The organism is Solwaraspora sp. WMMB762 (assembly GCF_049179115.1).
Classification (GTDB): domain Bacteria; phylum Actinomycetota; class Actinomycetes; order Mycobacteriales; family Micromonosporaceae; genus Micromonospora_E.
On record NZ_JBMHMD010000001.1, the window covers coordinates 1944361 to 1963740 of the forward strand.

Below are 19380 nucleotides of genomic sequence, written 5' to 3' on the forward strand. Positions count from 1 at the left end.
GCGCGTCTACGGCCGCCGGCTCACTCAGCCGGCCGCCGGATTCACCAGAAGGTAGACATTCACCGCAAGTAGACGTTCGGCGTCGGTGGTGCCGGCATGTTGGCGCCAATGAAGAACGACGGGTGTGGCGGCTGGTTGTAGGCGGTGTTCTGCCAGGCGACCGCCACCCGGTACTGCGGGTCGTGCATCAGGGTGTGGATCCGTCGGTCGGTGGTGTGCGGGGTGGCGTAGATCCGCAACGCGCGGGAGTCGCTGGTCCGCCAGATGACCTCCTCCCGCCAGTCGCCGAACAGGTCGGCCGACAACGCGGGGGTCGCCTTGGTGCCGTTGTTCGATGCCACCCCGGAGCCGGTCAACAGCCGGGTGTCGCCGGAGGTGCCGTACTTGTCGATCCGGGTCTGGTCGAGCAGTTCCCGGACCGGGTCGCCGTCCCACCAGCTGAGGAAGTTGGCCGACGACGGCTTGCGTCCGACGTTGCCGCCGGTCGGCGAGCGCAGCCCGTCCACCGCCGACGACCAGGACTCGGCACCGGCGCTGCCGGCCCAGATGTCCGCCGACACGCCCCGGCCGTTGTCCCCGCCGGTCGGGGTCTGCCAGATGATCTGCCCGGTGCGGGCGTCGATCAGCGCCGACGACGGCTTCGAGCCGTCCTCCTGGACCTTGAAGTACTCCAGCCCGGACCGCCCCGGGTCGAGGTCACCGACGTGGCCGGCGTCGCCGTGGTTCAGGCTGGTGTTCCACAGCCCGCGACCGTTGTCGTCGATGGTGGCACCGCCGAAGACGATCTCGTCGCGGCCGTCGCGGTCGACGTCGGCGATGGACAGCGAATGGTTGCCCTGCCCGGCGTAGCTGCCGTTGCCCGACGAGTTGGAGTCGAAGACCCACCGCTGGGTGAGGTTGCCGTTGCGGAAGTCCCAGGCGGCGATGACGGTGCGGGTGTAGTAGCCGCGTGACATGATCAACGATGGTCGCTGGCCGTCCAGGTAGGCGGTGCCGGCGAGGAACCGGTCCACCCGGTTGCCGTACGAGTCGCCCCAGGACGACACGTTGCCCCGGGCCGGCACGTAGTTGACGGTGGACATCGCCGCACCGGTCTGGCCGTCGAACATGGTCAGGAACTCCGGACCGGAGAGCACGTAACCGGACGAGTTGCGGTAGTCGGCGCCGGCGTTGCCGATCACGGTGCCCCGGCCGTCGCGGGTGCCGTCGGCGGTCTTCATCGCCACCTCGGCCCGGCCGTCGCCGTCGTAGTCGTACACCTGGAACTGGGTGTAGTGGGCCCCGGCCCGGATGTTGCGACCCAGGTCGACGCGCCACAGCCGGGTCCCGTCGAGCTGGTACGCGTCGACATAGACGTTACCGGTGTAGCCGGACTGGGAGTTGTCCTTGGCGTTGGACGGATCCCACTTGAGCACGATCTCGTACTGCCCGTCACCGTCGAGGTCACCGACGCTGGCGTCGTTCGCCGAGTAGCTGTACCACTCCCCGGACGGGGTGGTGCCGCCCGGCGGCACCTGCAGCGGTACGTCGAGGTAGCCGTCGGCGAAGGTGAGCGACGCCGGGGACGCGGGCTGCTCGACGCCGCCGACCACCGCCCGGACCGTGTAGCTGGCGTTGGACGCGGCACCGGCGTCGTAGTAGTTGGTCGACGCGGTGACCGGCGACGAGGTGACCCGGGTGGAGCCACGGTAGACGTGGAAGCCGGTGCCGGCGGCCTCGGTGCCGAGCATCCGCCAGGAAACCAGGTTGCCGGATCCGGAGCGGACGCTGATCAGCCCCCGGTCGAGGTCCTCCATCTGCTTGGCGCCGGGCCCCGGCGTCGGCGGCGGGGTGGTGGGCGGTGGCGCCGTGGTCGGTGGCGCCGTGGTCGGTGGGGCGGTCGTCGGTGGTGCCGTGGTCGGGGGTGCCGTCGTCGGCGGGGGTGCGGTGGTCGGCGCGACGCCGCCGGTGCAGGTGGTCCCGTTGAGCGCGAAGGTCGTCGGGACCGGATTGCTGCTGTTGTTCCAGGATCCGTTGAAGCCGAACTCGGTGCTGGCGTTGGTGGCCAGGTTCCCGTTGTAGCCGACGTTGTCCGCGGTGACCTGGGCACCGTTCTGCGTCACCGCCGCGTTCCACGCCTGGGTGATCGTCTGCCCGGCGCCGAACGACCAGGTCAGCTGCCAGGAGGTGACGGGGTCACCGAGGTTGGTCACGGACACGCTGGCGCCGAAGCCACCGGGCCATTGGCTGGTGACGCGGTAGTCGACCGCGCAGCCGGCGGCTGCGGCGGCCGGCGACGCGAGGATCGTGGTGGCCACGCCGGCACCGGCCGCGGTGGCCACCGCGGTCGCGACGGCGAGCAGGGCTCGGCGGGGATTCCCGGGCTGGGACCGGGAACTGTTGGGAGGGACATTGCGCATGAGAGTCTCCGGGAGCAGAGGGCGGGCGGCAACGGACGGACGCCCGGCTGCCCGGCCGGGGCGTACGCCCGGTGGCGCTGCGCTGGATCGGTCGACCGCGGTGCGGCGGTCGTCGGTCGGCTCCCGTGCAGGCCAATGCTAGGGCAATCGCTTTCCTCGATCAATGTCGATGTCCATCGGAGCCCGGCGGGGTCCGTGCCGGCGGCTGCGGTCACCCACCGGTTGGTCCGGCTCCCGCAGCACCAGCAGCCCGCCCGCTGGCACCCGGACCCGACGAGCGCCCCGGCCGCGACCCGGTGTGCCGGTGACACCAGCCGAGCCGACCGGCCATCGGCCGGTCGACCGGCCGGAATCGGCCGAGCCGGCACCGACCGCCAGCAGGACCTCACCGGCGGGCAGGACGTCGCTGGCCACCATGATCTCCCCGGACGGCAGGACGCCACCGGAGACCAGCACCTCACCGGTGGCCGCCACCACCGCTTCCTCCCGGCCATGGTTGAACAGGAACAGCCACCGGGTGGTGCCGTCCACCCGGCGTACCGCCTCCACCCCGGCGGGCGCGGCGGGCAGCACCGGTGCCACCCCGGCCTCGGCGGCGACCACCGCCAGCAGTTCCCGGTAGCCGTCGTCGTCCAGCCTGGTGGACAGGTACCAGGCGGCCCCGGCACCGACCGACCGACGGGTCACCGCCGGCTGACCAGCCAGCACGCCATCGACGTAGTTGAGCACCGGTTCGGCCCCGCGGGCCTCGACCCGTTCCCGCCACAGCCGTCCGATGCGCCCGCCGGACAGCGGCGCGGTGCCGTCCGGACCGAGCGGCAGGAACTCCTCGCTGCGGACGCCGAGCAGCTCACGCAGGGCACCCGGATACCCGCCCAGCCGGACCCGGGCGTCGGGGTCGGCGACCCCGGACAGGTAGCTGACCACCAGTTGACCGCCGGCCCGTACCCAGTCGGCGAGGGTGTTCGCGACGGCGTCGTCCATCAGGTACAGCGCAGGCAGCACCAGGATCCGGTAGCCGGTCAGGTCCAGTGGTCCGGCCGCCGGGCAGACGAAGTCGGTGGTGATCCCGCACCGCCACAGCGCCCGGTGCGCGGCGGCCACCTCGTCGGCGTACGAGATGTGCCCCGACGGCAGCCCGGGATGCTGCAGCGCCCACCCGCTGGCGGCGTCCCAGCCGATCGCGGCCCGGGCCGTCACCGCGGCGGTGTCGGTCGCGGCGAGCAGCCGCAGCGCCTCGCCGAGCTGTACCGCCGACCGGAACGTCCGGGAGTCGGCGCCGGCGTGCGGCACCATCGCCGAGTGGAACAGCTCGGCACCGCCGCGCGGCGCCCGCCACTGGAAGAACATCGCGCCCCGGGAGCCGCGTGCCACGTGGGCGATGCTGTGCCGCAGCATCCGGCCGGGCTCCTTGGCGTAGGCGGTCCCCTCGGCGTACCGGTAGATCAGGTTGGGCGCGCTCTCCATCAGCAGCCAGGGCCGGTGCCGGCCGGCCGATGGCGGTGACCCGTCCCCGGTGACCGGGCGTGACCAGGACCGGGCGAGGTCAGCGGCGAGCGCGGTCTGTTCCTCGGCCCGGCCGTCGGTCTCGGTCGGATAGTGATCGACGGCGATCAGGTCGACCTCCCGCGCCCACCGGGCGTGGTCCACCGGGACCCAGTCACCGAACACATAGTTGGTGGTGATCGGCACGTCCGGCGTGTGTTCGCGGAGCAGGTCGCGCTGGTCGCGGTAGGCGGCGAGCAGTTCGTCGGACCAGAACCGGCGGAAGTCCAGCACCTGCGTCGGGTTGGTCAGGTACTGGGTGGCGCGCGGCGGGTCGATCTGCGTCCAGTCGGAGTAGCACTGGCTCCAGAACGCACCGGTCCACGCCTCGTTGAGCCGGTCCAGGTCACCGTAGCGCTGTCGCAGCCACCGCCGGAACGCGTCGGCCGCGTGCGGGCAGTGGCAGACCGTGCCGTACTCGTTGTGCACGTGCCACATCGCCAGCGCCGGGTGGTCGCGGTAGCGTTCGGCGAGCATCGCGGCGATGCGCCGGGCCGCGACGCGGTACGCGGGGGCGGCCGCGCAGTACGTGTCCCGGCTGCCGTGCCGCAGCCGTACCCCGTCGGCGGTGACCGGCAGCGCGTCGGGGTGGGCGAGGGAGAACCACGGCGGCGGCGAGGCGGTCGGGGTGGCCAGGACGACCCGGATCCCGCCCTGGTGCAGCAGGTCGAGTGCCCGGTCGAGCCAGTCGACGGTGTACTCGCCGGGGTGCGGTTCCAGCCGGGACCAGGCGAACACCCCGACGGTGACCAGGTTGACCCGGGCGCGACGCATCAGCTCGACGTCCTCGACCCAGGTCGTCTCCGGCCACTGCTCGGGGTTGTAGTCCCCGCCGTAGCAGAGCCCGTCGAGTCCTTTCGGCCAGCGCATCGGCGCTCCCTCCGACGTTGACAGTTTGTTGGATTACCAAAGAAACTAATTTAGTCGCCCCCAGGCCACTGGTTCCACCAGGGAGCGTCGAGCCCCGGACCGACGAGGAGAGCCCATGCCGTACCGTCCGCCCCTGGTCCCCCATGAGACATTCGTGGCCGACCCGCCCGACCTGCCGGTCCGCGCGCCCGGCGAGGAGGGCTTGTCCGCGCTGGTCCGCGCCGAGTTGCTGGGCACCGATGCGGCCGGGATCACCGGCAAGGGCAGCACCGCCGACGGTGAGACGCTGACGGTCGCGGTCAGCGCCGCCGGGGAGGGGGTGATCCGGGTCCGGCTGAGCGCGACGCCCGACGCCCGCAGCCGGTCGGCCCGGGCGCTGCCGCTGGTCGATCCGCGCCCGTACCCGGCTGTGGTCACAGTGGACGGCGACACGGTACGCGTCGACGCCGGAACGGTCGTCGCCGAGCTGCGGCTCGACCCGTGGCATCTGCGGTTCCTCGACCGGCAGGGTCGGGTGCTGCTCAACCAGAACCGGGGCGAGCGCGACATCAGCGGCCGACTGCGCACCCTGCCGTTCGGCCGGTCCCTGGTCGACGGCTCCGTCGCCGCGTACCACGAGAGCTTCGACGCGCCCGGCGACGAACGCTTCGTCGGGCTCGGCGAGAAGTTCACCCGGCTGGACAAGCGCGGCCAGCGGGCGCTGATGTGGAACTTCGACGCCTTCGGCAGCGAGTCGGACCGGTCGCACAAGAACGTCCCGCTGTACCTGTCCGACCGTGGCTACGGGGTGCTGGTCGACAGCGGCATGCCGGTGGAGTTCGACATCTGCTCCTCCACGCACAGCTGCGTGCAGATCCTGGTGCCGGACGACCTGATCGACTACTACGTGATCGCCGGCCCCACCCCCGCCGAGATCCTGGACCGCTACGACCGGCTGACCGGTCGACCGGTGCTGCCGCCGAAGTGGGCGTTCGGCACCTGGATCTCGTCCGGCTTCTTCGTGGACAGCCAGGAGAAGGTCCTGGATCGGGCCCGACGGATCCGTGCCGACGGCATCCCGTGCGACGTGCTGCACCTGGACTGCTACTGGCAGGCCGACGGCGCCTGGTCCGACCTGGCCTGGGACGCCACCAACTTCCCCGACCCGGCCGGCATGCTGGCCGCCCTCGCCGAGCAGGGGTTCAAGGTGAGCCTCTGGATGAACCCGTACATCATGACCGGCAGCCCGGTCTTCGCGCAGGCCGACGCGGCCGGCTACTTCCTGCGCCGCCCGGACGGCTCCACCTACATCGCCGACGTCTGGCACGGCTCCTACCCGGTCTGCGGGATCGTCGACTTCACCAACCCGGCGGCTACCGAGTGGTTCACCGGTCTGCTGCGCGACCTGCTGCGGCAGGGCGCGATGGTGTTCAAGACCGACTTCGCCGAAGGGGTGCCGGCCGACGCGGTGGCGCACAACGGGATGACCGGCGTCGAGCTGCACAACGTCTACACGCTGCTGTTCAACGACGCGGTCGCGGCGGTCACCCAGGAGGTCGCCGGGCACGGCATGGTGTGGGCCCGGTCGTCGTTCCTCGGCGGGCAGCGGCATCCGGCCCAGTGGAGCGGCGACGTCAACGCCACGTACCCGGGGATGGCCAGCACACTGCGCGGCGGGCTGTCGCACGGCCTGTCCGGCGTACCGTTCTGGAGTCACGACGCCGGCGGCTTCCACGGCACCCCGACCCCCGACCTGTACGTGCGGTGGGCGCAGTTCGGGGCGTTCTCGCCGCTGGTGCGCTTCCACGGCACCACCAGCCGGCTGCCGTGGGACTTTCCCGACGACGCCGCGCGCGACGCGGTCGAGGCGATCCGGCTGCGTTACCGGCTGATGCCCTACCTCTACTCGGCGGCGGTCACCGCCGCCCGCACCGGTGCCCCGATGATGCGGGCGCTGCTGGTCGACTCGCCGGACGACCCGGCCGCCTGGGGTGCCGAACTGGAGTACCGGCTCGGCACCGACCTGCTGGTCGCGCCGATGATCAATGCGGACGGGCGGCGGCACGTCTACCTGCCGGCCGGTGACTGGGTCGACCACTGGACCGGCCGGACCCATGTAGGCGGACGGCATCTGCCGGTCGAGACGCCGCTGGACCGGATCCCGTTGTTCGTCCGGCACGGCGCGCTGATCCCGACGACGGAGCCCCGGGACATCGTCGGCGACGGCCCGTTCACCGACGTGACCCTGGTCAGCTGGGGCGGCGTCAGCGCCGAGACGGTGGTCTGCGACGTCGACGGCGACACCACGGTCCGGGCGGTACGCGACGGCGACACGTTGCGGGTCGACGTCGACGGGCCGCTGCCGGTCCGCCGGGTCGAGGTCGTCGCGGTGACCGGCACCGAGCCACCGGCCACTGTGCTGCTCGGCGGCGTACCGCTCTGACCAGCGGTGCCGGCCGGTCAACCCTTGATCGCGCCGGTGATGACGCCCTTGGTGAAGTGCCGCTGCACGAACGGGAAGATCACCACCGCCGGCAGTACGGTGATCACCACCACCGCCATCTTGACCGCCAGGGTCGGCGGGTACGCGGTGACCCCGGGGATGTTCACCGGCGCGCCGGTGACCGACGGCGACTGGCCGGCCAGGATGTAGCTCTGCAGCACCCGCTGGATCGGCCACTTGTCGTTGTCGTCGATGTAGAGCACCGCGTTGAAGTACGCGTTCCAGTAGCCGACGGCGTAGAACAGGCCGACGACGGCGATCACCGCCCGGGACAGCGGCAGCATGATCCGCCACAGGATCCGGAACTCCCCGGCGCCGTCGATGCGGGCCGCGTCGATCAGCTCGGCCGGCACGTTCATGAAGAACGCCCGGATCACCACCAGGTTGAACACGCTGATCGCGGTGGGCAGGATCAGCGCCCACAGGCTGTTCTTCAGGCCCAGCCCGGTCACCACCAGGTAGCTCGGCACCATGCCGGGGTAGATCAGGAAGGTGAGCAGGAACAGGAACAGCAGCGGACGGTGCGCGACCGAGTCCTTGCGGGACAGTCCGTACGCCGCCAGCACCGTCAGCACCAGGCTGAACGTCGTGCCGCCGACGGTGACCAGGGTGCTGACCCACACTGCCCGGCTGATCTGACCGCCGGCGAAGATGTTCACGTACGCCGACAGGTCGATCTCCCGGGGGATGACCACCATGCCGCCGGTGGCGTTGATGGTCTCCCGTGACGCGAGGCTGGTCACCAGGACCGACCACAGCGGGAAGATCACGGCCAGCACCATCGCGGCGAGGACGAGCCCTTTGACGCCCTGGCCGACCGGGCTCGGTGGCTCTTCCCAGACCGGCCGGCCGACGCCGGGGCGCCGCCGGCGGGGCGGCTGGTTCACCGGGTCGAGCCGGGGTCGCCGCCCGGCGGTCAGCGTACGTGCGATGCTCACCTGGAATACACTCCCTGCTCGCCGAGGCGGTGGGCGAACTTGTTCGCGGCGATGATCAGCACCAGCCCGATGACGCCCTTGAACAGGCCGGCGGCGGCACCCATCCCCCACTGCTGCGGGATGATCGCCTGGTAGTAGACGTAGGTGTCGAGCACTTCGGCGGCCTGCCGGCCGACCGCCTCACGTTGCAGAATGAACTGCTCGAACCCGACGGTGAGCGCGTCACCGAGCCGCAGAATCAGCAGCAGAATGATGACCGGACGCAGCCCGGGCAGGGTGATGTGCCACAGCCGCCGCCAGCGTCCGGCGCCGTCGGCCGCCGCCGCCTCGTAGAGGTTCTGATCGATGGCGCTGAGCGCGGCCAGGAAGATGATCGCGCCCCAGCCGACGTCCTTCCACACCGACTCTGCGGTGACCAGCACGATGAACGTGTCCGGGTTGCCCATCACGTTGAGCGGGTCGAGCCCGGCGTCGCGCATCCGCTGGGCGAGCAGGCCGGCCCCGCCGAGCATCTGCATGAAGAAGGTGACCACCAGCACCCAGCTGAAGAAGTGCGGCAGGTAGACGACGCTCTGGATGAACCCGCGCACCCGGGTCGACAGGATGCTGTGCAGCAGGATCGCCAACAGGATCGGCAGCGGGAAGAAGAAGACCAGCTGGAACGCGGTGATGGTCAGGGTGTTGACCACCGCGTCCCAGAACGCCGGGTCACGGAACAGGGTCTCGAAGTTGCCGAACCCGATCCACTCGCTGTAGACGAACGCCTCGAACGCGTTGTCGCCGACCCACGGGTTGTAGTCCTGGAAGGCGATCACGTTGCCCAGGGTGGGCAGGTAGTGGAAGACCAGCAGCAGCAGCGCGGCCGGCGCGGCCATGAGCAGCAGCGGCCAGTCGCGGCGCAGCCGGGCCCGCAGCGGCACCGTCCGTCGGCGGGTGCGCCGACCATCCGGGGTACGGCGTGACCGGCGGTTGCCGTCCGGGGTGGGCTGGTCCGGCGACCGCCGGCTCCGGTCGTCGCCGGATCCGGCGGTCACGGACGTCTCGACCGAGGTCATCGATCGTTGTCTTCGAGCGCCTTGCGGAAGAAGTCGCGCCCCTCGTCACCGCCGCCGCTGCGCCACTCCTGCGTGATCTGCTCGAGGTCGCTGGTCGGCCGCCGACCACGCAGCACGTCGAGGATCTTGTCCTCGGTCGGCTGCTGCACCCGCGACAGGTTGGCCGGCAGCTCGAACTTGATCCCGGCCCACGGGTTCGGCTCCAGATACTTCACCGTCTCGTTGGAGTAGCTGAGCAGGGCCTCGACGAAGCCGGGGACGTCGGCGGTCTGCACGATGGTCGGGTAACGCCCGACGATGAAGGTGTACTGGTCGGCGATCTCCTGCCGGCCCAGCTCGGTCAGCTCCGGGCTGCCATCGGCGCTGACCGTGTGGTGCTGGTCGACGACGCCGTACTGGCGCAGGTGGTACTCCTCGGTGCCGAGCGGCGCGGCGCACCAGTTGAGCACCCGCAGGATCTCCTCGACGCGCTCCTTGCCCAGCCCCTTCTTGATGAACGTGTAGAAGATCGGCTTTTCCTCGCCCCAGGCGACCGGGGTGCTCTGCCCGTCGGCGGAGAAGATCGGCACCGGCCGCATGTCGAACGTCGGGGTGATCTGCCGCTGCTCCGAGTACATCCCGCGCCAGGCGCCGACGCCGTCCTCGTAGCAGATCATCTTGCCGCTGTTGAACAGCTGCTTGGCGTCGGCGGCTCCGCTACTCTCCACGATGTCCGGGTGCACCAGCCCTTCGGCGAACAGCTTGGTGGTGAACTCCAGGGCCTCGCGATACTCCTCGGTCTCGTACTTGAACTCCAGACCGCCGCCGTCGGTGCGCCGCCAGCCGCCCTGCGAGCCGGGCACACCGTAGAACATCTGCACCATGTTGAAGATCGAGCCGAAGGCCCAGACGCCGTTGGCCGGATCGGTCATCGCCTTGCCGAACTCGTAGAGCTCCTCGATGTTCTTCGGGGCCTGCACGCCGGCGGCGTCGGTGAGGTCCTTGCGGTAGAACAGCGCGTACGGGAACGGGCCGTCGGTCGGCCAGGGCACCGCCGCCAGCCGGCCGCCCCAGACGGCGTACTGCCAGGCCCCGGTCGGGAAGCTGGCCAGGTGCGGGTAGGCCAGCGCGGCGTCACCGGCGAGGTGGTCGGTCAGGTCCTCGAACAGCGCCGACACCGCGTCGGAGAACCGCGGGATCTTGTCGATTTCCCAGTTCGGGGCGCAGAGCAGGTCCGGCACGTCGCGGGCACCGAGGATGGCGCTCAGCTTGTCGGCGTAGGTGTTGCCATCCTGGACGCTGAAGTCGATCGGCACGCCGAGCCGCTCGTTGACCGCCTGCAGGTAGGCGTTGCGGTCGATGCCGGGCGGGGTCGGCCCCCACCAGGGAGTCATCGCGGTGAGCGGTTCACCGCTGCTGCCGGGCGTCTCGGTGACCGCCCTGACCAGGTCGGTCGGGTACGTCAGGTAGCCGTCGGCGATCGGGCGTACCCCGGCGATGTCCGGGGTGATCAGCTCGACCGGCTGGTATCTGGGCAGAACCGCGCTGACCGCGTCGACGTCGGTCGCCGTGCCCTGGGTGCCGGCCGGCCGGCTGCAGCCGGATAGAAAACCGCCACCGGCCATCGCGGTGGCACCCAGGCCGACCAGGCCCAGGAATCGACGTCGATTGGTGGCCGCGCCCGCGAGGAATCGATCCACGGCGCGCTCCCTTCGTATCGGCGAGCCAGGCATCCCGGCGACGGTGGGACGAACCAGCTCGAAATGGGGGTGTGGGGGTACGGTTTGCACGCTAGAGTTAGTTCGTCTGCTGACTAAACAAAGTAGCCGACGGTGACAGGTGCCACAAGGGAGGCCGACATGACGCGAACCGCCGGTGGCGGCCCACCCCGCGGCGACCGCCGCGACACGCCGGCCCGCCGGGCATCCGGCCCGAGCCACCCGGCCGGGACCCGGGGCGTAACGTGATCACCATGCGGAGCGGCCCGCAGCCAGCGGACCTGACCGACGTACGCGCCACCAACCTCGCGGTCGTGCTGCGCTACGTCCGGGCCAACGCGCCCTGCTCCCGGGCGGACATCGCCGGTGCCACCGGGCTCAACAAGGCCACCGTCTCCAGCCTGGTCGCCGATCTGATCGACCGCCGCCTGGTCCGGGAGACCGGCCTCACCGAACACCGCATCGGTCGCCCGGCCACCATGCTGGTCGTCGACGGCGACGCGTACGCCGCGATCGGCATCGAGATCAGCGCCGACCACCTGACCGCGGTCGCGCTCGACCTGGCCGGCGGTGAGCTGCTGTCCTGGCGACGCGCCTTCACCGGGCTGGCCGCCACCCCGGGCAAGGCGGCCAGCACGGTGGCCGCACTGGCCGGCCGGGCGGTGAACCGGGTGACCCGGCAGGGGCGGCAGGTGCTCGGGCTCACCGTCGGGGTGCCCGGCCTGGTCGACCAGCAGGGCCGGGTCAGCCTCTCCCCCGAACTGGGCTGGCGCGACGTCGACCTGCACGCCGATCTGGTCCGGGCGCTGCGCGGGCCGGCGTACGAGGTGGTGGTGGACAACGACGCCCAGCTGGCCGCGCTCGCCGAGCACCGGCACGGGCCGTACGCCGGCACCGCGAACCTGGTGCATCTGACCGGCGGTGCCGGCATCGGCGCGGGGCTGGTGGTGGACGGGCGGCTGCTGCACGGCGCGCGGGGGTTCACCGGCGAGGTCGGTCACATTCAGCTGGATCCGCAGGGTCCGCCGTGCCGCTGCGGCGCGAACGGCTGCCTGGAGGCGTTGGCCGCCGTACCGGCGCTGATCCGCCGGGTGCTGCCGGACGCCGAGGTCGACGGGCCGGTCACCGACTTCGCACCGGAGATCGACCGGGTACGGGCGGCGGCGCGCGCCAGCGATCCGGCGGCTCTCGACGCGCTCGCCGAGGTCGGCCGGCACCTCGGGACCGGGGTGTCCATCCTGGCCAACCTGATCAACCCCGAGGTGGTGCTGCTCGGCGGTTACTACGTCCCGCTCGCCCAGTGGCTGCTGCCGGCGGCCCGGCAGCAGCTCGCCGACCGTACGGTGGCTCCGGCGGCCGGCGGCACCCGGCTGGCGGCCTCCGATCTGGCCGGCGGCGCGGCGGCGATCGGCGGCGCGGCCCGGGCGATCGCCGCGATCGACAACGGCCGGATGCCGGTCCGCCCGGCCGGCTGACCGCACCGGCGGCCGCCGCCCGGCTGACCAGCGGCCACTGCGGTGGCCCGGGGCGGCGGCCGGGGACGGCGACGGCGGCTGACATCAATTTGTGGCGGGCAGCCCCTTGACCGTCCGTACTGATGGATGTCAACCTCAAAGGGCTCCACGGTTAACACGGCTGAAATCGTGTCGACAGTGGAGCGTTTTTGGGACGGTCGTCGAAGCGCTTCGAGCCAGCGCTTCCCGGGCTGGCGGCCAACCTCCACCGCGTACCGACGCCTGCCCGTGATCCGGTGACCGCGGCGGTGCCCGCACCGCCGCGGCGACCCACACGGGTGCCCTTGCCGATCCCGGAAGGCGATCCACGTTATGAGCGACAGCACGTTCCGCGACCCCGACCAACCCGTGGCCGCCCGGGTCACCGATCTGCTCCGCCGGCTCACCCTCGACGAGAAGATCGCCCTGCTGCACCAGCATCAGCCCCCGGTGCCCCGACTCGGCCTGACCGGCTTCCGCACCGGGACCGAGGCGCTGCACGGGGTGGCGTGGCTCGGCCCGGCGACCGTCTTCCCGCAGGCGCTCGGGCTGGGCTCCAGCTGGGACCCGGACCTGCTGCGGCGGATCGGCGAAGCGGTCGGCGACGAGGTACGCGCGTTCCACCACAAAGACCCCGTCGGCGTCGGCCTGAACGTGTGGGCGCCGGTGGTCAACCCGCTGCGGGATCCACGGTGGGGCCGCAACGAGGAGGGCTACGCCGAGGACCCCTGGCTGACCGGGGTGCTGGCCACCGGATACGCCAGCGGACTGCGCGGCGACCATCCCTACTACCTGCGGACCGCGCCGACCCTGAAACACTTCCTCGGCTACAACAACGAGACCGACCGGGCCACCACCAGCAGCAACCTGCCGCCCCGGGTACTGCACGAGTACGAACTACCGGCGTTCCGCGCCCCGATCGCCGCCGGTGCCGCAGTCGCGGTGATGGCCTCTTACAACCTGGTCAACGGACGGCCGGCGCACCTGAGCCCGCTGATCGACGAACAACTGCGCCGGTGGACCGACAACGATGTCCTGGTCGTCGGCGACGCGGGGGCGGCCACCAACATCGCCGGCGCCCAGGGCTACCACCCGGACCACGTCACCGGCTACGCGGCGGCGCTGCGCGCCGGGATCGACAGCTTCACCGAGGACGACACCGACTCGCTGCCGACCGTCGCGCGGATCACCGAGGCGGTGGCGCGCGGGCTGCTCACCGAACCGGACATCGACCGCGCGGTCCGCCGGATCCTCTCCGTCCGGATCCGGCTCGGCGAGCTGGATCCACCCGAACGCAACCCGTTCGCGACGACCGGCACCGATGTGATCAACTGCCCGGCCCACCAGGACCTGGCCCGGATCGCGGTACGCGAGTCGGTGGTGCTGCTGCGCAACGCACCGACGGAGTCCGGATCCGACCCGGTGCTGCCGCTGGACCCGGACCGGATCCGGCGGGTCGCGGTGGTCGGCCCGCTCGCCGACACCCTCCACACCGACTGGTACGCCGGATCGATGCCGTACGCGGTCACCGCCCGCGCCGGGCTGACCGCGCGGCTGCCGACGGCGGCCGTGACCCACCACGAGGGAGTGGACCGGATCGCGTTGCGGCTCGGCACCGCGGCGACCTACCTGCAGGCCAGCGGCGCGGCCGCCGGTGGACCGCTGCGGGCCGACAGCACGGCGGGCGGACCGCCGCGCGCCGCCGCGCCGGAGGCGGCGCCGCAGTGCTGCTTCGACGTGTTCGACTGGGGCGACGGGGTGGTCGCGCTGCGCAGCGTCGCCAACGGCCGCTACCTGGCCGCCCGCGACGACGGGGTGCTGGTCAACGACCGGTCCGGCCCGGGAGGGTGGGTGGTCAACGAGACCTTCCGGCTGGTCCGCGCCGCCGACGGCCGCACGGCACTGCACCACCTGGCCCGGGACCGCTACGTCACCGTCGGCCCGGACGGGCTGGCGCGGGCCGAGGCCGCCAGCGTCGACACCGCCACCAGGTTCGCCGTCGAAATGGTCACCGATGGCGCCCGGGAGGCGGCAGCACTGGCCCGCGACGCCGACGTGGCGGTGGTGGTGCTCGGCAACCATCCGATGGTGTGCGGGCGGGAGACCGAGGACCGGGTCGACCTGGCGCTACCCGCCGCCCAGGCGGCGCTGCTGCGGGCGGTCCGGGCCGCGAATCCGCGCACCGTGCTGGTGCTGGCCAGCAGCTACCCGTACGCGGTGGAGTGGGCCGACCGGCACGTCCCGGCGATTGTCTGGTCCGCGCACGGCGGTCAGGAGTACGGCACCGGGCTGGCCGAGGTGCTCTGCGGGGACGCCGATCCGGGCGGCCGGCTCACCCAGACCTGGTACCGGCGTACCGCAGACCTGCCCGACCTGTTCGACTACGACGTGATCGCCTCGGACGCGACCTACCTCTACTTCCGGGGGGAACCGCTGTACCCGTTCGGCCACGGCCTGAGCTACACCTGGTTCGACTACCGCGACCTGCGGTTGTCGGCCACCGAGGTGGGTGCCGACGGCAGGGTCGAGGTCAGCGTCACGGTGCGCAACAGCGGGGCGCGGGCCGGGACCGAGGTGGTGCAGCTCTACACCCGCCAGCGGCACTCCCGGGTCAAGCAGCCACTGCGCCAGCTGCGTGCCTTCCGCAAGATCAGCCTCGCGGCGGGGGCGCAGACCACGCTCCGGTTCCGCCTCGCCGCCGCCGACCTGGCGACCTGGGACGTCACCCGGGACCGGCCGGTGGTGGAGAGCGCCCGGCACACCGTGTCGGTCGGCCGGTCCAGCGCCGATCTGGTGGCGACCGCCACCCTGACCGTACGGGGTGAACGGATCGGGCCCCGCGATCCGCTGGCCGGGCCGTTGTGGGCCGCTGACAACGACGACTACGCCGGCACGGCACCGGCCGACCATCCCGAGGGTCGGGACGCGGTGGGCGCGGCGGAGGACGGCGGTTGGATCGCGTTCACCGACGTCGACTTCGACTCCGGACCCACCGCGGTCACCGCCCGCGTCGCGCACCGGCCGCCCCGGGAGGGGGCCGGGGCCGACCCCGGTGCCGTCGGCCGGGCGGCGGACGGGTCGACGGTCACCCTGCGGCTGGACGATCCGCTGGCCGGCCCGGTCGCCGGTACGCTTCCGGTACCGGCGACCGGCGGCCGCGACGACTGGGCCGAGGTACGGGCGGAGCTGCACGGACTGTCCGGAACCCGAGACCTGTATCTGCTTTTCAGTACGGCAGGCGCTACGGTGAGCTACCTGAGTTTTGCCGGGACCGCCACTGACGGTCCGGCCAGGGACATGGATGGAGGAGCCTAGTGTCAACTCCGTCACAGCCGACCGGCGCCGGGCCGGACCCCGCCGGGGCGGGCCCGGCGCGGGACCGGGCCGGGAAGCGGGCCGACATGGTGACGATCGCCGACGTGGCCCGGCACGCCGGCGTCGCGGTCAGCACGGTGTCCTATGTGCTCAGCGGCAAGCGGGCGATCTCGGCGACCACCCGGGAACGCGTACTGGCCAGCATCCACGCCCTCGGCTACCACCCGCATGCCGGCGCCCGAGCGCTGGCCAGCCGCCGGGCGAACGTGATCGCGCTGGTGCTGCCGCTGCGCTCCGGGATGCACCTGCCGGTGCTGATGCAGTTCGCCACCAGCGTGGTCACCACCGCCCGGCAGTTCGACCACGACGTACTGCTGGTCACCGCCGACGAAGGGCCGGCCGGGCTGCGCCGGATCGCGGTCAGCGCCATGGTCGACGGCATCGTGGTCATGGACGTGGAGATGCACGACCCACGCGTACCCCTGCTGCGTGAACTCGAACGGCCCAGCGTGCTGATCGGTTTCCCGGCCGAGTCCGCCGGTCTGACCTGCGTCGACCTGGACTTCTACCGGGCCGGCGAGGCCTGCGTCGAACATCTCGTCACGCTCGGCCACCGGCAGCTCGCCCTGCTCGGAGCCCCGGCGGTGGTCTACGAACGGGAAACCGGCTTCGCCCACCGGACCCGGGCCGGCTTCACCGAGACGGCGGCCCGCTGCGGCGTCACGGCGGTCGCCCAGCCGTGCGAGGAGAACTACGACGCGGTACGCCGCGAACTGGCCGGGCTGCTGCACCGGCACCCGGGGCTCACCGCGCTGGTGGTGCACAACGAGGCGGCGGTCGGGCACGTGCTGGCCGCGTTGCCGACCCTGGGTCGACGGGTCCCCGACGACATCTCGGTGGTGGCGATCTGCCCGGACGAGGTCGCCGAGCGGTCCGGTCCGGCGCTGACCTCGGTGCTGATTCCGGCCGAGGAGGTCGGCCGGCAGGCGGTCAGCCTGCTGATGCGCAAGGTCCAGGGCGACGCGGTGCCGGCCGCCACGCTGCTCGACCCACGGTTGACCGTCCGGGCCAGCACCGGCCCCGGCCCCGCCGCCGCGCTGCCGGGCGCCGAGGCCGGAGACACCGCCGTCGCAGGCACCGGGCCGGAGACGATGGTGGCGCTTGCCCGCCGTACCGATTCCTGATCAACTCGACCGCATGGCAGGCGACGCATCCGCTCCGGGCACCACGCCCGGCGCAGACACCACGGCCGGCGGGCACATGTCGGCGGACGAGTTCCGCCGGGCCGGGCACGCGGTGGTCGACTGGATCGCCGACTACTGGCAGACCCTGGAGAAACATCCGGTACGGCCGTCGGATCCGCCCGGTACGGTGGCCCGGGCGCTGCCGGTGACGCCGCCGGAGCACGGCGAGCCGTTCGACCGGATCCTCACCGACCTGGACCGGGTGGTCGTCGGCGGGCTCACCCACTGGCAGCACCCCGGCTTCTTCGGCTACTTTCCGGCCAACACCTCGGCCCCGAGCGTGCTCGGCGACCTGGTCAGCGCCGGCCTCGGCGTCCAGGGCATGCTCTGGGCCACCAGTCCGGCCTGCACCGAGGTGGAGACCGTGCTGCTCGACTGGCTGGCCCAGCTGCTGGACCTGCCGCACCGGTTCCGGTCGGGGTCCACCGGTGGTGGCGTCATCCAGGACTCGGCGTCGTCGGCGACGCTGGTGGCCACCCTGGTGGCGCTGCACCGGGCGAGCGGCGGCACCTGGCGCACGGCGGGCACCGCCGCCGGCTACACCGTCTACACCTCGACCGAGGGCCATTCGTCGATCGAGAAGGCGGCCCGGATCGCCGGGGTCGGTGATCAGGGTGTACGGCTGATCGACGTCGATCCGGTGACGCTGGCGATGCGGCCGGACGCGTTGCGCCGCGCCCTCGATGCCGACCTGGCCGCCGGGCGGCGACCGGCGATCGTGGTCGCCACCGTGGGCACCACCTCGACCACCGCCATCGACCCCGTCGAAGAGATCGGCGCGATCTGCGCCGAGTACGGGGTGTGGCTGCACGTGGACGCCGCGTACGCCGGCGCGGCGGCGGTCTGCCCGGAGCTGCGCTGGACGCACGCCGGGCTGGAGCGGGCCGACTCGTACTGCTTCGACCCGCACAAGTGGCTGCTGACCGGGTTCGACTGCGACGCGTTCTGGGTGGCGGACCGGGCCGAGCTGGTCGAGGCGTTGACGGTGATGCCGGAGTACCTGTGCAATGCGCTCAGCGACGCGGGCACGGTGATCGACTACCGGGACTGGCAGGTGCCGCTCGGTCGTCGGTTCCGGGCGTTGAAGCTGTGGTTCGTGCTGCGCTGGTACGGCGCACAGGGGCTGCGGGCGCACATCCGTTCGGCGGTGACGCACGCGGCCTGGTTCGCCGACCAGGTACGCGCCGACGACCGGTTCGAGCTCGTCACGCCGGGGCCGTTCTCACTGGTCTGTTTCCGGTTGCGCGACCAGCCCGACGAGGTCAACTCCGCCCTGCTGGCCGGGGTGAACGCCAGCGGCTCGGTGCTGCTGACCCACACCCGGGTGGCGGGCCGGTTCACCTTGCGGCTGGCCGTCGGCGCGCCGCGTACCGAGCGACGGCACGTCGCCGCCGCCTGGGAGCTGATCGCGGACACCGCCGCCGGGCTGCTCGCCGACCAGCGCTGACCGCCGCTGGTCACGGCGGGCCGCGCGCAGCACCCGGACGGCCAGTCCGAGGGCCAGCGCCCAGCCGGCGACGATCACCGCGTACCCGGTGAACCTCGGGGCCGGGGGCACCTCGACGGCGCGCATCAGCGACCGGGCGTTGGTCAGCACGATGAGACCGCCGACCGCGGCGCCGAGCAGTTGTGCCGGCACGATCCGCACCAGGTAGGCGGCCAGCGGGGCGGCGAGCAGGCCACCGACCAGCAGCGCCGCGACGACGGGCAGGACGAAGCCCTGGCCGCCGAGCCCGATCAGGAAGCCGGCGCTGGCCGCCGCCGCGACGAGGAACTCCGAGGTGTCCACCGAGCCGATCACCTTGCGCGGCTCCATCCGCCCGGAGACCAGCAGCGACGGGGTGGCGACCGGGCCCCACCCGCCGCCTCCGGTGGCGTCGATGAAGCCGGCGGTCAGCCCGAGCGGGGTGAGGAACCGGCTGCGCAGGGGTCGGCTGACCCGCCGGGATGGGATCGGCCGGGCGAAGCGGATCAGCAGGTACACCCCGAGGGCCAGCAGGATCCCGGCCATCCACGGCCCGGCGGCCTCGGTCGAGACGGAGCTGAGGACGGTGGCACCGGCGAAGGCACCGACCGCGCCAGGTACGGCGATCCGGCCGACGACCCGCCAGTCGACGTTGCCGAACCGCCAGTGCGCGGTGCCGGAGGCGAGCGTGGTGCCGATCTCCGCCAGGTGCACCGAGGCGCTCGCCGAGGCCGGGGCGATTCCGGCGAGCAGCAGCAGGGTGGTCGAGGTGACTCCGTACGCCATTCCCAGCGCGCCGTCCACCAGTTGAGCGAGCAGTCCGACGAGGGCGAGTACCAGCAGCTTTCGCACAGCACACCTACTTGAGATAGCAAAC

At 72.1% G+C, this 19380-nt stretch carries 10 protein-coding genes and 1 pseudogene; 5 read left to right on the forward strand and 6 right to left on the reverse strand.

What is annotated here, in order from left to right:
* Nucleotides 1–59: 59 nt before the first annotated feature.
* Both ACN27J_RS08585 and ACN27J_RS08590 read right to left on the reverse strand, forming a co-directional pair.
* Nucleotides 60–2399: a cellulose binding domain-containing protein gene (locus ACN27J_RS08585; protein WP_421364967.1), complete on the reverse strand. Its 2340-nt coding sequence runs from the start codon at nt 2397–2399 to the stop codon at nt 60–62.
* 138 nt (nt 2400–2537) lie between these two features.
* Nucleotides 2538–4814, reverse strand: coding sequence for a beta-galactosidase (locus ACN27J_RS08590; RefSeq protein WP_421364969.1), 2277 nt, complete (start codon nt 4812–4814; stop codon nt 2538–2540).
* A gap of 115 nt (nt 4815–4929) precedes the next feature.
* Between ACN27J_RS08590 and ACN27J_RS08595 the strand changes: the two genes are divergently transcribed.
* Nucleotides 4930–7236, forward strand: coding sequence for a TIM-barrel domain-containing protein (locus tag ACN27J_RS08595; RefSeq protein WP_421364971.1), 2307 nt, complete (start codon nt 4930–4932; stop codon nt 7234–7236).
* Between the two features lie 17 nt (nt 7237–7253).
* Here ACN27J_RS08595 and ACN27J_RS08600 read toward each other — a convergent pair whose 3' ends face one another.
* Genes ACN27J_RS08600 through ACN27J_RS08610 form a run of 3 tightly spaced genes read right to left on the reverse strand, consistent with a single transcriptional unit; the run spans nt 7254 to nt 10968 of the window.
* On the reverse strand, nt 7254–8234 hold the full coding sequence (locus tag ACN27J_RS08600) for a carbohydrate ABC transporter permease (protein ID WP_421364973.1): 981 nt from the start codon (nt 8232–8234) through the stop codon (nt 7254–7256).
* Entirely contained in the window at nt 8231–9289 is a 1059-nt protein-coding gene (locus tag ACN27J_RS08605; RefSeq protein WP_421364974.1) for an ABC transporter permease, read from the reverse strand. The genes ACN27J_RS08600 and ACN27J_RS08605 overlap by 4 nt, the downstream gene beginning before the upstream one ends.
* Complete coding sequence (locus ACN27J_RS08610) at nt 9286–10968, reverse strand: extracellular solute-binding protein (RefSeq protein WP_421364976.1); 1683 nt, start codon at nt 10966–10968, stop codon at nt 9286–9288. The genes ACN27J_RS08605 and ACN27J_RS08610 overlap by 4 nt, the downstream gene beginning before the upstream one ends.
* Before the next feature lie 272 nt (nt 10969–11240).
* On the opposite strand from ACN27J_RS08610, the gene ACN27J_RS08615 reads away from it, so the two are divergent.
* The 4 genes and pseudogenes from ACN27J_RS08615 to ACN27J_RS08630 form a co-directional block, all read left to right on the forward strand.
* Nucleotides 11241–12461: an ROK family protein gene (locus ACN27J_RS08615; protein WP_421364978.1), complete on the forward strand. Its 1221-nt coding sequence runs from the start codon at nt 11241–11243 to the stop codon at nt 12459–12461.
* Nucleotides 12462–12812: 351 nt separating this feature from the next.
* A complete protein-coding gene (locus tag ACN27J_RS08620; RefSeq protein ID WP_421364979.1) occupies nt 12813–15794 on the forward strand; it encodes a glycoside hydrolase family 3 C-terminal domain-containing protein in 2982 nt (993 codons plus the stop codon).
* A gap of 86 nt (nt 15795–15880) precedes the next feature.
* On the forward strand, nt 15881–16978 hold the full coding sequence (locus tag ACN27J_RS08625) for a LacI family DNA-binding transcriptional regulator (RefSeq protein ID WP_421372159.1): 1098 nt from the start codon (nt 15881–15883) through the stop codon (nt 16976–16978).
* Between the two features lie 76 nt (nt 16979–17054).
* Nucleotides 17055–18224: pseudogene (locus ACN27J_RS08630) on the forward strand (pyridoxal phosphate-dependent decarboxylase family protein); the annotation flags it as partial.
* Nucleotides 18225–18260: 36 nt separating this feature from the next.
* Here the strand turns inward: ACN27J_RS08630 and ACN27J_RS08635 are convergent.
* Nucleotides 18261–19355 carry a sulfite exporter TauE/SafE family protein gene (locus ACN27J_RS08635; protein ID WP_421364981.1) on the reverse strand — a complete coding sequence of 365 codons (1095 nt, stop codon included), beginning with the start codon at nt 19353–19355 and terminating at the stop codon, nt 18261–18263.
* Nucleotides 19356–19380: the final 25 nt, after the last annotated feature.

Coding starts and splice junctions, on each gene's coding strand:
- ACN27J_RS08585 (WP_421364967.1), bottom strand. CDS start 2,399: ATGCGCAATGTCCCTCCCAACAGTTCCCGGTCCCAGCCCGGGAATCCC.
- ACN27J_RS08615 (WP_421364978.1), top strand. CDS start 11,241: ATGCGGAGCGGCCCGCAGCCAGCGGACCTGACCGACGTACGCGCCACC.
- ACN27J_RS08605 (WP_421364974.1), bottom strand. CDS start 9,289: ATGACCTCGGTCGAGACGTCCGTGACCGCCGGATCCGGCGACGACCGG.
- ACN27J_RS08590 (WP_421364969.1), bottom strand. CDS start 4,814: ATGCGCTGGCCGAAAGGACTCGACGGGCTCTGCTACGGCGGGGACTAC.
- ACN27J_RS08625 (WP_421372159.1), top strand. CDS start 15,881: ATGGTGACGATCGCCGACGTGGCCCGGCACGCCGGCGTCGCGGTCAGC.
- ACN27J_RS08620 (WP_421364979.1), top strand. CDS start 12,813: ATGAGCGACAGCACGTTCCGCGACCCCGACCAACCCGTGGCCGCCCGG.
- ACN27J_RS08595 (WP_421364971.1), top strand. CDS start 4,930: ATGCCGTACCGTCCGCCCCTGGTCCCCCATGAGACATTCGTGGCCGAC.